This window comes from Erwinia sp. QL-Z3, assembly GCF_004551645.1.
GTDB lineage: Bacteria > Pseudomonadota > Gammaproteobacteria > Enterobacterales > Enterobacteriaceae > Erwinia > Erwinia billingiae.
The window spans coordinates 3,944,389-3,958,290 of the sequence record NZ_CP037950.1; the positions used below are offsets into that span (position 1 = coordinate 3,944,389).

The following is a 13,902-nucleotide window of genomic DNA, read 5'->3' on the forward strand; positions in this document are numbered from 1 at the left end:
CCGTCGCCCTTAAAGGCTTCCCTGCCCTTGCACTGAATGCTATTTTTTCGCCGGCTTGCCGGCTGGCGGTTCCGATGCCGTTTCATTTTCAATCGGTGGGACGGCACCAATATCGGCACCGGTCACCGGATTGACCTGGGGATCGGAGGCTGTTCGGGCCGCAAGGGCATCCAACGCCGCCTGCTGTTTCGCAGGAAGCGTCACGCTTGCCGTTCCGTCTCCGCCCTCCACGGCAGGGGCCGGATCGGCAACGTAATCGAAGTTTTCATCCGAGTTCCAACTGCCTCTGACGTCCCCGTCGGCAGACATGTTGTAATAGGCACTGGCGTATTTCTCAATCGGCGGGAGTTTGCCCGGTGGGAAGTTATTGCGGATGGAATAGAGCGCTTTTTCGAAGGAAATCTGGTGCGCGACTTCACGGGTCATCAGGAAGCCAAGCGCATCCTTAACGCCCGGATCGTCGGTCATATTGATCAGGCGTTCATATAAAATCTTCGCTCTTGCTTCGGCAGCAATATTGGAACGCAGGTCAGCGGTAACTTCGCCGATGGTATCGACGTATGCCGCAGTCCAGGGAACCCCGGCAGAATTGGTTAACGCCGGTCCGCCTCCGTACAGCAGCGCAGTCAGATGGCTGTCATTGCCGTTGCCGGTAATACTGCGGTACAGATCCCCTTCCTTCTCGGTGCCTTCTGCCAGGTCACCCTTGGCGCCTTTGTTCAGCATCCCGACCAGCGAACCAATAATTTCCAGATGGCTCAGTTCCTCGGTCGCAATATCCATCAGCATATCTTTGCGTCCCGGATCCTCATCACCCAGTCCCTGAGTGAAGTAACGGCAGGCCGCCGCAAGTTCTCCCTGAGGTCCACCAAACTGTTCCAGCAACAGATTTGCCAGCCCCGGATTTGGGCCTGCCACGCGAACCGTATACTGCAGTTGTTTTACATGTCTGAACATTGCTTACTCCGGATAACCAGTATTAATAACGAAAAAATGCCCACCGTAGCGGGCATAAAGGAACAGGCTTATTTTTTTGCTTCCACGCCGGGGGTGGCGGAGCGGATCATAAATTGTTCTGTGACGTCAGGGAGATGCTGCAGACACCATTCGGACATGGCGATTTCCTGCTCACGAATTTGGGTGAAAACACGCACGCCTTCGGCGTCACCGACCAGTTTTGCCGCCGCAATCAGCGAGGTGTAGCTCGCGATTTCGAGGTTCTCAAAGACATACCCGCTGATGGCACCTTTCACCACTTCATCATCGGCCATCATCCCGCCCATCGCCTGACCCATGGCCGTCAGTTTGCCCATCGCGTCCTTGAAGGTGGAACTGGAGGTGTCGTAACGGTCGATGACGGACTGGACCAGCCCCTGCTGCTGCCGGGTTTCCTCAATATGCTGGTCGATACGCGCCTTAAGGTCGGGATAGTGCTCAAGCCGATCGGACATTTTCTCCAGCATGCTTTCAGCCTGCATTTCCATCGCATGGGCATCTTTTACCCAGGCGAGATAGTTTTCTAAATGCGTCATGATGATCCTCTCAGGTTGATGTTGTGCCCCTTAATTTAAATATTAATTTCCCGTGCAGGATGGGGTTCACTTTATTTCATCAGTACAATCATCGTAGATGGCATTTAACAATTACTTTGGATATTGCAGGAATAAATGGACGATTAAGATTAATCCTGGCATGGTTTTTTCATTCATTTTTCCGCTAGCACTTAAATGCCATTACTGCACTGCCAACTTATCACCGCAGGCTGCGATAAAATATTCCTTTCCGGCCAGATAAAATTCACAACATACTGAATAGTATGGATTTTAATAAAATTAAATCTTGCATGATATTTATTATCAAAGAGAGGGTAATGAAAAACTTAAGGCGTTGATGTCTTTACAGTGCCCTGATTTACATCAGCTAAATAGTGGGAAGCGTTTTTCCAAAAATTTTTTCTTGGGATGGCGTTATTAGATTAAAAACCAACACGTCTGAAAAATAATTTCGGCGGGCTGAGATGATTTTATTCCTCGCCACTTCACATGCAAAAACGCGGGAAATCGCGTCCGCTAAAAGCAACCGTCGCATGCGCTGGCGTTAACAATATTCCGCCAGCGTTCGTAAGCTTCTGTAATCCATCAGTGAAATTGTTCTCTGCGTTCCCTTGCCTGCGACAGTGATATAGAAGGATAATCGCCTATGCTGAGTTGTACGGGCCGATCTTCACCCGCGTCGCGCTTGTGACGCTGCCGGTGGCGGATAGCCTGACATTGAGCCCGCGCGAAGCATAAAAGAGAGCAAATTACTGATATGAATAAAGAATTTAACCCACGCCCAGGCCTGATTACCCCGCATCACGTGGCATCACATGCCCGCTGATAATATTTATGCCGAAGAGCGGCTCCCCAGCACGCTACGCAACGCCTGGCGTCTGTTCTATCACGACACCAGCGCGATGGTCGGTTTCTATGCCTTTATTGCGCTGCTGCTGATTTGCATCTTTGGCCGCTTGCTGGCGCCTTACGGGCTGGATCAACAGTTCCTCGGTTACCAATTGCTGCCACCTTCCTGGTCGCGTTATGGCGACGTGTCGTTCTTCCTCGGCACGGACGATCTCGGGCGGGATATTCTCAGCCGCCTGATAAGCGGCGCTGCGCCGACCGTCGGTTCAGCGATCCTGGTCACGTTTTTTGCTGCAGCATGTGCCATGGTTTTAGGGGTGCTGGCCGGCCTGACCAAAGGATTACGCTCGGCGATAATGAACCATATCCTCGATACGCTGCTTTCCATCCCGTCGCTGTTACTGGCGATTATCGTGGTGGCGTTTCTCGGGCCGCGCCTCGAACATGCCCTGCTGGCGGTGTTCCTGGCGATCATTCCCCGGCTGGTTCGCGCCATTTATACCGCGGTGCATGACGAGCTGGAGAAAGACTATGTGATTGCCGCCAGGCTGGACGGCGCAAGCAGCCTGAATATTCTCTGGTATGCCATCCTGCCGAATATCCTCGCCCTGCTGGTTTCTGAATTTACCCGCGCCCTGTCGATGGCGATCCTCGATATTGCCGCGCTGGGGTTCCTGGATCTGGGTGCCCAGCTCCCTTCACCCGAATGGGGCGCGATGCTGGGCGATGCGCTGGAACTGATCTATGTTGCCCCGTGGACGGTGATGCTGCCTGGCGCGGCGATTATGCTCAGCGTGCTAATCGTTAACCTGTTGGGTGACGGTATTCGTCGGGCCATCGTTGCGGGAGTTGAATAGATGCCGTTGCTTGATATTCGTAACCTGACGATTGAATTTATGACCGCCGACGGTCCGGTGAAGGCGGTGGACCGCGTCAGCATCACGCTGACCGAAGGCGAAGTGCGCGGGCTGGTGGGCGAATCGGGTTCCGGCAAAAGCCTGATTGCGAAAGCGATCTGCGGCGTGACAAAAGATAACTGGCGTGTCACCGCCGATCGGATGCGTTTTGATGATATCGATCTGCTGCATCTCTCCCCGCGTGAAAGACGTAAGATCATCGGCCACAACGTCTCGATGATTTTCCAGGAGCCGCAGTCCTGTCTGGATCCGTCCGAAAGCATTGGCCAGCAAATCGTGCAGGCCATTCCCGGATGGACCTACAAGGGTCGCTGGTATCAGCGATTCCGCTGGCGTCACCGCCGGGCGATTGAATTGTTGCACCGCGTCGGCATCAAGGATCATAAAGATATTATGGGCAGCTTCCCGTATGAGCTGACCGACGGCGAGTGCCAGAAAGTGATGATTGCCATCGCGCTGGCAAACCAGCCGCGCCTGCTGATTGCGGATGAACCCACCAACGCCATGGAACCGACCACTCAGGCCCAGATTTTCCGCCTGCTGGCGCGTCTGAACCAAAACAACAACACCACTATTCTGCTGATCAGCCATGACTTGCAGATGCTCAGTCACTGGGCCGACCGCATTAACGTGATGTATTGCGGGCAAACGGTCGAGACCGCCCCGAGCGAAGCGCTGATTATCGCGCCGCACCATCCTTATACTCAGGCGCTGATCCGCGCGATGCCCGATTTTGGTCTTGCGATGCCCCATAAAAGCCGGCTGAACACCTTGCCCGGTGCCATCCCGTCACTGGAACACTTGCCGATCGGCTGTCGGCTGGGGCCGCGTTGCCCCTATGCGCAGAAGAAGTGTATTGAAACGCCAAGGTTGTCCGGCGCCAAATCCCATCTGTTTGCCTGCCACTTCCCACTTAACATGGAGAGTCAGTAATGGTTGAAACGCTACTGGAAGTGCGCAATCTCAGCAAAACGTTCCGCTATCGCACCGGGCTGTTTCGTCGTCAGCATGTTGAGGCGGTCAAAGAGGTCAGCTTTACGCTGAGAGAGCGGCAAACGCTGGCAATTATTGGTGAAAACGGCTCGGGCAAATCAACGCTGGCGAAAATGCTCAGCGGCATGGTGGCGCCCAGCACCGGCGATATTCTGATCGACGACCATCCGCTGGAGTATGGCGATTATGGTTATCGCAGCCAGCGTATCCGGATGATTTTTCAGGACCCGTCAACCTCGCTTAATCCGCGCCAGCGCATTGGCCAGATCCTCGATTTTCCGCTGCGCTTAAACACCGAACTCTCTACGGAAGCACGCGAGAAACGGATTATTGCCACGCTGCGCCAGGTCGGCCTGCTGCGCGATCATGCGGCGTACTATCCACATATGCTGGCACCGGGTCAGAAACAGCGTGTTGGCCTGGCGCGTGCGCTGATCCTGCAACCCAAAGTGATTATTGCCGATGAGGCGATGGCGTCGCTGGATATGTCGATGCGTTCGCAGCTGATCAATCTGATGCTGGAGCTGCAGGATAAGCACGGAATTTCGTATATCTACGTTACCCAGCATCTGGGGATGATGAAGCACATCAGCGACCAGGTGATTGTGATGCACCAGGGCGAAGTGGTGGAACGCGGCAGCACGGCAGAGGTGCTGGCCTGCCCGCTCCACGATCTGACCAAACGCCTGATTAACAGCCACTTCGGCGAACCGTTAAAAGCCGACGCCTGGCGTAAAGACCTGGCATAAATTCCGCTAAGCTTTGCCAGAACCGTGCGGAATGTCTGATTTCTGCACGGTTCACGCCCACTCCCGCGCCGTTATACCATTCCGCTATGTGTTAGCACCGATCATTCTTTGGTTCACCTCAGCGCTTGCGCGAGGATAGTCAGGCTCTTCAGGCCCGTTGACGCGCATACCCCTCTTTCTTTGGTTCACCGGGCCGGTTAACTTGAAAAGGAATGATCATGGAACAGCGCCGTTTTCCCGGCAACAGCCACTGGTATCATGAAACGCAGTCCACATTAACGCCCCATGCTGCGCCGCTGTTTCCAGAAGCGGCCGAGATTGAAGACCGCTTTCTGCTTGGTCTGGCTCAGCAGTATGCCGACACCTTAGGGCCGACCATCAGCCAATGTCAGCCTGCGATGCTGGCTTCGCGAGATTTGTATCAGCTGCTGTTGCCGCAGCAGCTGACCACCAGCAAAACCCATACGCTGACCATTTACGATCGTCTGAGCACCGCGCTGACCGTGGCTCAGGTCACCGGCATTCAGCGCTTGTGTAACCACTATGCCGCGCGTCTGAATCCCCTGTCCGGCCCCGACTCTTCCCGCGAGAGCAATCGACGCCTTACCCAGATCACCGAATACGCCCGTCAACTGGCTAGCCAGCCAACCCTGGTCGACAACGTGGCGCTGGCCCGTCTGGATGAAGTGGGATTAACGGCACCGGATATCGTCACCTTCCATCAGCTGATCGGTTTTGTCAGCTATCAGGCGCGTATTGTGGCGGGCATGAATGCCCTGCTGGCGTTGCCGGTGCGCTGGATCCCCGGCGTTACCCTGCCAGAAGATGCGGAGTCCGACTGCTTCCAGCATCGGGACGCCTGGCGCCCGTTTTTACCGCCGGTTGAGTTACGTTACGCCTCCGCCAGTCAGCTGGAAGCCTTAACCTGGTGCCAGCCTCAGGAACTGTTGCGTGATAGCGCCTGGCTGCTGGCCCACGATGGTGAAGCGTTGTATGGCTGGGGAAATTTACTCAACGCGATGCAGGACGTGACCGGCACTGAAGCCGGTCGGCTGGCCTCCGCCGTCAGTGCACGCATTAACGGAAGCCCGCTCTGTTTCCAGCAGTTTGCCGATGCGTCGTTACGTGAAGCGTTGCTTGAAGGCGTGGAACAGGCGCTGAATAAAGCCACAGCGGAACAAAAAGCGGTGATCCACTGCGCGGCCCAGTTGACCCGCTCTCCTGAGCGGTTCAGTGCCGCCCACCTACAACCGCTGAAAGAAGCCGGTTTTAGCGATCGCGCGGTGTTCAGTATTGTGCAAAGTATCGCGCTGGCGGCGTGGAACAATCGCCTGATGCAGGCTTTGGGCTCCACCGCGCCCGCAGTGGATTCAGCCCGTTAAACTCGGGGCGGATAGCCTTCCGCCCTGTCCTTCGCTTAACCAGCGACGCACCTCATCGAAGAAGTGCTGCGCAAGCGGCGTCGCCCTGCCCGGTTCAGCAATCACCACCGCAGCCTGACGTGACATCGGCGCAATCGCCAGCTTGCGGCTGTGCAGTTCCGGGGTCATTTCCGGCAGCAAATGGCCGCATGGCGAAATCAGACAGCCCAGCCCCACCTGAATCCCCTGCACCAGCTGAAATATCGAGGTGGTTTCCAGCACCACGCGCAGCCGGATATCCGCTTCACGAAAATGCGTATCCAGATAGCGGCGGAAATAGCGCGTCTGCTCGGCAAGGCACAGCGGTACATCGGCAAGATCGCTCAATTCCAGCGGCGTGTCCCCAACCAGCTGGGGAAAATGCTGCGGATGAAACACCACTTCCACGCCGTCATCCCGCAAGGGTTCAGCCTGAAAATGCAGCTCGCGCAGGGTGGCCAGCTCAAAGAAACCGATGCCGACATCCACCGTGTGGCTGTTAAGCGCATCCAGCAATTGGTCCGCGCTTAACACCGCGACGCGATAATCCAGCTGGGGATAGCGTTCGCTGATGCCCTTCAGCATCAACGGCAGGGAAATACTGCACTGCGGCACCACGCCGATGCGCAGCGTACCTTTCACGCCGTGCTTGAGTGATTCCACTTCCAGTTTCAGTCCCTGATATACCGAGACGATTTCACGCGCCCAGGAGAGCACGCGCTCACCTTCTGCGGTGAAGCCATCAAAGTTATTGCTGCGGTTGATCAGCGATAATCCCAGCTCTTTTTCCAGATTCTTCAGACGCATCGACAGCGTAGGCTGACTGACAAAGCTGGCTTCCGCCGCACGACCAAAGTGGCGCTCGCGCTCCAGATTGACCAGATAGATAAGCTGTTTAATGTCCATCGTTGTTAACTTTCATGTGGTGAAGGCGGTCCTTAATGCTGGCATTCGCGTTATCAGATTGAATGAGCGGGCTATTTTCTGGAAAACCCGCTGAAGTTTACTCCCCTTAACAGTCTTCACAAGATGCTGTTCATCATACCGGCTTCGCAGCCGGTATTTTTTTATCGGCAGATTTCAGCCAACGCCCAGCGCTGTTTTTACCTCATGGGCAATTTTTTCCACCTGCGGACCGTAAATTACCTGCACATCATGATCGCTGACCCGGTTAACGCCATTGGCACCCGTCGACAGTAAGGTTTGATCGACCACTTCCCGCATTTCCTTTACCCGCACACGGAGGCGGGTGAAACAGCAATCGACGTCCTCTATATTGGCTTCGCCGCCAAGGCCGCTGATGATCACCTGGGTTCGCTGGTCGGGGCTGACTTTTTGCGGCACGGTTTCGGCTTCATCCGACTCCCGCCCTGGCGTTTCAACACGCATTTTGGTGATGACAAACTTAAAGCCATAGTAGTAAACCGGCACATAAATCAGTCCGAGCACGATGGCCCACCACCACTGCGTTTTACTGCCGCCGAGAATACCGAACACCACCAGATCGATGGCGCCCCCCTGGATGTTGCCAATCATCAAATGCAGCGCGGACATCAGCATAAATGAGAGCCCGCTGAGCACCGCGTGGAACAGATAGAGCACCGGCGAGACAAAGATAAAGCAGAATTCCAGCGGCTCGGTGATCCCGGTGGTGAAGGAGGTAAGCGCACCCGCCAGCACCAGGGCTTTCACACGCTGCTTATGCTCCGGTCGCGCGGTGTGGTACATCGCCAGCGCGGCGGCAGGCAGACCAAACATCATTACCGGAATTTTGCCCTGGGCGAGGAACTTAGTGGCATTTTGTACCGTTTCATCGGGGATCGAACCCGGATGGGTTAAGGCGGTGTTGAAGATGTTCAGCGCGCCGACAATGGTCTCATTGTTTACGGTCGCCACCCCGCCGATGGGGGTAAAGCGCACCGTTTCATTCAGAATATGGTGCAGACCGGTTGGGATGAGCAGCCGCTCACTGGTGCCATAAAGGAATGCGCCATACTGGCCGCTTTTACCAATCAGCTCGCCAACCCAGGCAATGCCTGCGCCGATGGTCGGCCAGATCATCGCCAGCAACACACCCACCAGCGGCAGCACCAGCACGGTGATAATCGGCACCAGCCGCCTGCCGCCAAAGAAGCTGATTGCCGTTGGCAACTGCGTGGTATAGAAACGGTTATGAATCATTACCGTCAACAGCCCGGAAATTACCCCACCCAGCACGCTCATATTGTAAGTAAAGATGCCCAGCATCTGAATGTATTCGGCGGAGGTCATCATCGCGGCCGTCTGCGCCATGCCTTTGGCCTGCAACGCGTCTGGCGTGGTGGTTGCCGCAGTCAGTCCCTGCGCACCCAGCGTGGCGCTTACCCCAACATGCATGGCGATAAAGCCGATCACCGCCGCAAACGCCGCCGTAGGTTTTTCGGCCTTCGCCAGGCCAATGGCGCTGGCTACCGCAAAGAACAACGGCAGATTGGCAAACAGCGCCCCGGCCACCTTACGAATAAAACCAATGATTAACTGCGGCGTATGCAGGCTGGCAAAGGCTTCGCCAGTGATCGCCGGGTTCTGCATCGCAGCCGCCACACCAAGGAAAATACCGGCGGCGGCGATTACCGAAATCGGCATCATCAGCGCCTTGCCGAACGCATGGATTTTGCTGGCAAATTCTTTCACAGGCACCTCGTCGTCACTGAAGAAAGGTTAATTATTAGCCTGTTCCTGGCAAGGAGTCTGGTAAATACACAATGCGACGGGCGATTCTTTGAGTCAGTTCACGCTTTTGCGATAAACAGCGCCTATCGCACCATTAAACCAATCAATTAGACAATTTTTTTACCGGGTTGCAGACTAATCCGACAAAAGAAGCAATAGTTTCTTAACAACTCTAAAACAATTAAGACACCTGTGAAGCCCAATGAAATTTAAAACTGAAATTAAGCCGTACAAGGCTGCGGCAGGCGGCTGGGGATCTCTTGAAGCCACCACCCGTTTTGTCTTTGACAGCAAACAAGTCCTTAAAAACATGCGTAACCTGATGCGCATGAACAAAGCCAAAGGCTTTGACTGCCCGGGCTGCGCCTGGGGTGATGACAATAAAAGCACCTTCAGCTTCTGCGAAAACGGCGCGAAAGCGGTGACCTGGGAAGCGACCCGCCGTTATGTCGATGCCAGCTTCTTTGAAAAGTACAGCGTCGCTTCCCTGTATCAGCAGAGTGACTACTTCCTTGAGTATCAGGGGCGTTTGACTGAACCCTTGCGGTATAACCGCGAAACGGATCACTACGAACCGATTAGCTGGGATGATGCCTTCAAACTGATCGCCAAACATATCAAGGCGATGGACAATCCGGATCAAATGGAGTTGTATACTTCTGGCCGCGCCAGTAATGAAGCGTCCTGGCTGTATCAGCTGTTTGGTCGCATGAACGGCAGCAATAACTTCCCTGACTGCTCCAATATGTGTCATGAAGCCAGCGGCACCGGCCTTAAACGCAGCATTGGCGTGGGTAAAGGCACCATCCGTCTGGACGATTTTGACCATGCTGATGCGATTTTCGTCTTCGGTCAGAACCCGGGCACCAACCATCCACGTATGCTGCACAGCCTGCGTCACGCTGCCGATCACGGCGCGAAAATCGTCACCTTCAATACCCTGCGCGAACGCGGTCTGGAACGCTTTGCCGATCCGCAAAAACCGCTGGAAGTGGTCACCAGCAAAGCCGGCACCATCAGCTCGACATATTACCAGCCGAACCTCGGTGGTGATATGGCGGCGATCCGTGGCATGGTCAAAGCCCTGTCGCAATCCCATAACGAACTGATTGCCGCCGGTGAAAAAGGCCTGTTTGATGAAGTGTTCATCAATGCCAAAACCGAAGGGATGGAAGAATATCTGGCGGTGGTTGAAGCGACAGACTGGGCGCAAATTGTCCAGCAGTCGGGGCTTACCGAGCAGCAAATCCGGGAAGCGGCGGCGATTTACCAAAGCGCCGAGCGGGTGATCTGTACCTGGGCAATGGGCATTACCCAGCACAAACACTCGGTTGATACGGTGCGTGAAATCACCAACCTGCAACTGCTGTTTGGACAGTTAGGAAAAAAAGGCGCGGGCCTTTGTCCGGTGCGTGGCCACAGTAATGTGCAGGGCAACCGTACCATGGGCATCGATGAAAAGCCTTCCAAGGCCTTCCTCGACAGCATGGCGGCGCATTTTGGCTTCGAGCCGCCACGCAACATCGGTCATAACACCGTTGAAGCGCTGGAAGCGATGCTGCGAAATGAAATTAAAGTGCTAATTGCGTTGGGTGGCAACCTTGCCGCTGCGGCACCGGACAGCCCGCGCACTGAAGAAGCGCTGCGTCGCTGCGAACTGACGGTGCAAATCAGCACCAAACTGAATCGCAGCCACCTGTGCCCGGGTGCGGTTGATGCGCTGATCCTGCCAACCATTGGCCGTACCGAGCAGGATATCCAGGCGTCCGGTCCGCAGTTCATCACCGTTGAAGACTCCTTCAGTATGGTTCACGCCTCTGAAGGCGTGGGCAAACCGATTGCCGATACCCAGCGTTCAGAAACGGCGATTGTCGCCGGCATCGCCAACGCCGTGCTCGGCAATCAGAAGCTGGACTGGCTGGAACTGGCCGCCGATTACAACAAGATCCGTGACCATATCGCCGCCACCATTCCGGGCTTCGCCGACTTCAATAAGAAGTGCGACATTAAAGGCGGATTCTACCTCGGCAATGCCGCAGCCGAATTCCGCTTCAACACCCTGAACAATAAGGCCCAGTTCAGCAGCGCACGCTTGCCGGACTCTCTGTTCCCGCAGTTGGGCGATGTTGAGGTGCCGTTCACCCTGCAGACGCTGCGTTCGCATGACCAGTACAACACCACCATCTACGGCCTTGATGACCGTTATCGTGGCGTTTATGGTCAGCGCGAAGTGCTGTTTATGCACCCGGACGATATGGCAAAAATGGGCTTCACCGCCGGCGATGATGTCGATATCGAAACCCTGTGGAATGACGGTATTATCCGTAAAGTGTTCAACTTCAAGTTGGTCTCTTACAATATTCCTCAGGGCAACCTTGCCGCCTATTATCCGGAAACCAATCCGCTGGTTCCCCTTTCCAGCTTCGGTGACGGCAGCGGGACGCCAACCTCCAAATCGGTGCCGGTGAAAATCACCTTCTCCGAGGCGAAACCGGGCCTGCGCATCGCCTGAGTTCACTGCGTTTTCAGAAATTAATCAAAGCCGGGTTTCCCGGCTTTTTACTTGCCGCGAAGCGGTTAATCGCGTAAAACTGTCTGCCGCTCTTAGGCCACGAAAACTGTTGAGATTATGTTCCAGGATAACCCGCTGCTCGCGCAGCTCAAAGAGAAACTCCACTCCCAGACGCCGCGTGTTGAAGGGGTAGTGAAAGGCACCGAAAAAGGCTTTGGCTTCCTGGAAGTCGACGCACAAAAAAGTTACTTCATTCCACCGCCGTTCATGAAAAAAGTCATGCACGGCGATCGCGTGGTCGCCGTCCTGCAAACCGATAAGGATCGTGAAGTTGCCGATCCGGAAAAGCTGATTGAGCCTTTCCTGACCCGTTTTGTTGGCCGCGTACAGCGCAAAGACGATCGCCTGTCGATCGTTCCCGATCATCCCCTGATGAAAGACGCGATTCAGTGTCGTGCCGATCGTAACGTGACGCATGATTTCCAGAATGGCGACTGGGCCGTGGCGGAAATGCGCCGCCACCCGCTGAAAGGCGATCGCACTTTCTACGCTGAACTGACGGCGTTTATCACCACGGCTGACGATCACTTAGCCCCCTGGTGGGTCACCCTCTCCCGTCACAATCTTGAGCGTGAGGCGCCAGACGCCACCGCCGGCGAGATGCTGGACGAGCAGCTGGAACGTGAAGACCTCACTGCCCTTGAATTCGTTACCATCGACAGCGCCAGCACAGAAGATATGGATGATGCGCTGTATGTGGAAGAAGCCGCCGACGGTGCGCTGCGTCTGACCATCGCCATCGCCGATCCGACCGCCTATGTGGCTGCCGGTAGCGAGCTGGATGCCATTGCCGCTGAGCGTTCATTCACTAACTATCTGCCGGGCTTCAACATCCCAATGTTGCCGCGTCAGCTGTCTGATGACATCTGTTCGCTGCGCCCGAACGAGCGCCGCCCGGTGCTGGCTTGCCGCGTGAACGTGGCAGCAGACGGCACCCTGAGTGAAGAGATTCACTTCTTTGCCGCGTGGATTGAGTCCAAAGCGAAACTGGCTTACGACAACGTCTCCGACTGGCTGGAAAGCGACGGTGCCAGCGAATGGCAGCCTGAGAACGACGCGATTGCGGCGCAGATCCGTCTGCTGCATCGCCTGTGCCTGGCGCGCAGCGAATGGCGTCAAACCCATGCGCTGGTGTTCAAAGATCGCCCTGATTTCCGCTTCCTGTTGGGCGAGAAAGGCGAAGTGCTGGATATCGTGGCTGAGCACCGCCGCATTGCTAACCGCATTGTGGAAGAAGCGATGATCACCGCCAATATCTGTGCCGGCACCGTGCTGCGTCAGAAACTGGGCTTCGGCATCTACAACATCCATCTGGGCTTTGATGCCGAGAAAGCGGAACTGGCGGCCACCATGCTGGAAAACCACGGCCTGAAAGTGGATCCGCTGGCGATCGCCACCCTGTCAGGCTTCCGCGAACTGCGCCGCGAGCTGGATTCACAGCCGACACAGTTCCTGGACAGCCGCATCCGTCGTTTCCAGTCGTTTGCTGAAGTCAGCACCGAGCCGGGCCCGCACTTTGGCCTGGGTCTGGAGGCGTATGCCACCTGGACATCACCGATCCGTAAGTATGGCGATATGATCAACCATCGCCTGCTTAAAGCGATGATCAAAGGGGAAGAAGCCCGCCGTCCAAATGATGACATCACGGTGAAGATGGGCGAACGTCGCCGTCAGAACCGCATGGCGGAACGTGACGTTGGTGACTGGCTGTACTCGCGCTTCCTGCAGAGCGCGGCGGGCACCGACCAGCGTTTCGGTGCAGAAGTCATCGACGTTTCTCGCGGCGGCATGCGCGTCCGTCTGACGGCGAACGGCGCGGTTGCCTTTATTCCGGCACCGTTCATCCACGCCGTGCGTGATGAGCTGGTATGCAGCCAGGAAAATGGCACCGTGCAGATCAAAGGTGAAGTGGCTTACCGCGTGACCGATTTGATCGAAGTGACCATTGCTGAAGTCCGTATGGAAAACCGCAGCGTGGTTGCACGCCCGGTAGCGTAACGGCTTTTCAGGTGGGATAGCGTCCGTTATCCCACCTGACATCTCTTCCCCTCCTCCGCAACAGAAAAAAAGCTTCTCGCCTCACACTTCTCCCTGCCTTCGCTTTCATTAACAAACAATTACATTACTTTAAGTTCTTGTTCAGTCCTTCTTATGGAT

At 55.5% G+C, this 13,902-nt stretch carries 10 protein-coding genes; 6 read left to right on the forward strand and 4 right to left on the reverse strand.

Annotation, left to right across the window (positions count from 1 at the left end; translation table 11 throughout):
* Window positions 1-39: 39 nt before the first annotated feature.
* Together E2F51_RS18880 and E2F51_RS18885 are read right to left on the reverse strand one after the other, a co-directional pair.
* Window positions 40-957: a manganese catalase family protein gene (locus tag E2F51_RS18880; RefSeq protein WP_134824249.1), complete on the reverse strand. Its 918-nt coding sequence runs from the start codon at window positions 955-957 to the stop codon at window positions 40-42.
* Between the two features lie 68 nt (window positions 958-1,025).
* Window positions 1,026-1,532: a ferritin-like domain-containing protein gene (locus tag E2F51_RS18885; RefSeq protein WP_013202357.1), complete on the reverse strand. Its 507-nt coding sequence runs from the start codon at window positions 1,530-1,532 to the stop codon at window positions 1,026-1,028.
* 836 nt (window positions 1,533-2,368) lie between these two features.
* On the opposite strand from E2F51_RS18885, the gene sapC reads away from it, so the two are divergent.
* The 4 genes from sapC to E2F51_RS18905 all read left to right on the forward strand — a co-directional run bounded on the left by sapC (window position 2,369) and on the right by E2F51_RS18905 (window position 6,443).
* Window positions 2,369-3,259, forward strand: a complete 891-nt coding sequence (gene sapC / locus E2F51_RS18890; RefSeq protein ID WP_013202359.1) for a putrescine export ABC transporter permease SapC — start codon at window positions 2,369-2,371, stop codon at window positions 3,257-3,259.
* On the forward strand, window positions 3,260-4,252 hold the full coding sequence (gene sapD / locus E2F51_RS18895; RefSeq protein ID WP_134824250.1) for a putrescine export ABC transporter ATP-binding protein SapD: 993 nt from the start codon (window positions 3,260-3,262) through the stop codon (window positions 4,250-4,252).
* Window positions 4,252-5,061 (forward strand): putrescine export ABC transporter ATP-binding protein SapF, encoded by an 810-nt coding sequence (sapF, locus tag E2F51_RS18900; protein WP_013202361.1) that lies wholly within the window; start codon window positions 4,252-4,254, stop codon window positions 5,059-5,061. Before sapD ends, sapF begins: the two co-directional genes overlap by 1 nt.
* 218 nt (window positions 5,062-5,279) lie before the next feature.
* A complete protein-coding gene (locus tag E2F51_RS18905; RefSeq protein ID WP_134824251.1) occupies window positions 5,280-6,443 on the forward strand; it encodes an oxidoreductase in 1,164 nt (387 codons plus the stop codon).
* On the opposite strand, the gene E2F51_RS18910 is transcribed toward E2F51_RS18905, so the two are convergent.
* Both E2F51_RS18910 and E2F51_RS18915 read right to left on the reverse strand, forming a co-directional pair.
* Window positions 6,432-7,367, reverse strand: a complete 936-nt coding sequence (locus E2F51_RS18910) for a LysR family transcriptional regulator (RefSeq protein ID WP_105759731.1) — start codon at window positions 7,365-7,367, stop codon at window positions 6,432-6,434. The genes E2F51_RS18905 and E2F51_RS18910 overlap by 12 nt on opposite strands.
* Window positions 7,368-7,541: 174 nt before the next feature.
* Window positions 7,542-9,089, reverse strand: coding sequence for a PTS transporter subunit EIIC (locus E2F51_RS18915; protein ID WP_371732191.1), 1,548 nt, complete (start codon window positions 9,087-9,089; stop codon window positions 7,542-7,544).
* A 286-nt stretch (window positions 9,090-9,375) separates the two neighbouring features.
* On the opposite strand from E2F51_RS18915, the gene E2F51_RS18920 reads away from it, so the two are divergent.
* Together E2F51_RS18920 and E2F51_RS18925 are read left to right on the forward strand one after the other, a co-directional pair.
* The gene (locus E2F51_RS18920; RefSeq protein WP_134824253.1) at window positions 9,376-11,685 is read left to right on the forward strand and encodes an FdhF/YdeP family oxidoreductase; all 2,310 of its coding nucleotides are present in this window, start codon (window positions 9,376-9,378) and stop codon (window positions 11,683-11,685) included.
* Window positions 11,686-11,802: 117 nt separating this feature from the next.
* A complete protein-coding gene (locus E2F51_RS18925; protein WP_013202366.1) occupies window positions 11,803-13,743 on the forward strand; it encodes an exoribonuclease II in 1,941 nt (646 codons plus the stop codon).
* Window positions 13,744-13,902: the final 159 nt, after the last annotated feature.

What these genes read in the sequence shown, in the direction of transcription:
- E2F51_RS18880 (WP_134824249.1), bottom strand. Translation starts at nt 957, where the DNA reads ATGTTCAGACATGTAAAACAACTGCAGTATACGGTTCGCGTGGCAGGC.
- E2F51_RS18920 (WP_134824253.1), top strand. Translation starts at nt 9,376, where the DNA reads ATGAAATTTAAAACTGAAATTAAGCCGTACAAGGCTGCGGCAGGCGGC.
- E2F51_RS18925 (WP_013202366.1), top strand. Translation starts at nt 11,803, where the DNA reads ATGTTCCAGGATAACCCGCTGCTCGCGCAGCTCAAAGAGAAACTCCAC.
- sapC (WP_013202359.1), top strand. Translation starts at nt 2,369, where the DNA reads ATGCCCGCTGATAATATTTATGCCGAAGAGCGGCTCCCCAGCACGCTA.
- sapF (WP_013202361.1), top strand. Translation starts at nt 4,252, where the DNA reads ATGGTTGAAACGCTACTGGAAGTGCGCAATCTCAGCAAAACGTTCCGC.
- E2F51_RS18905 (WP_134824251.1), top strand. Translation starts at nt 5,280, where the DNA reads ATGGAACAGCGCCGTTTTCCCGGCAACAGCCACTGGTATCATGAAACG.
- sapD (WP_134824250.1), top strand. Translation starts at nt 3,260, where the DNA reads ATGCCGTTGCTTGATATTCGTAACCTGACGATTGAATTTATGACCGCC.
- E2F51_RS18910 (WP_105759731.1), bottom strand. Translation starts at nt 7,367, where the DNA reads ATGGACATTAAACAGCTTATCTATCTGGTCAATCTGGAGCGCGAGCGC.
- E2F51_RS18915 (WP_371732191.1), bottom strand. Translation starts at nt 9,089, where the DNA reads ATGATGCCGATTTCGGTAATCGCCGCCGCCGGTATTTTCCTTGGTGTG.
- E2F51_RS18885 (WP_013202357.1), bottom strand. Translation starts at nt 1,532, where the DNA reads ATGACGCATTTAGAAAACTATCTCGCCTGGGTAAAAGATGCCCATGCG.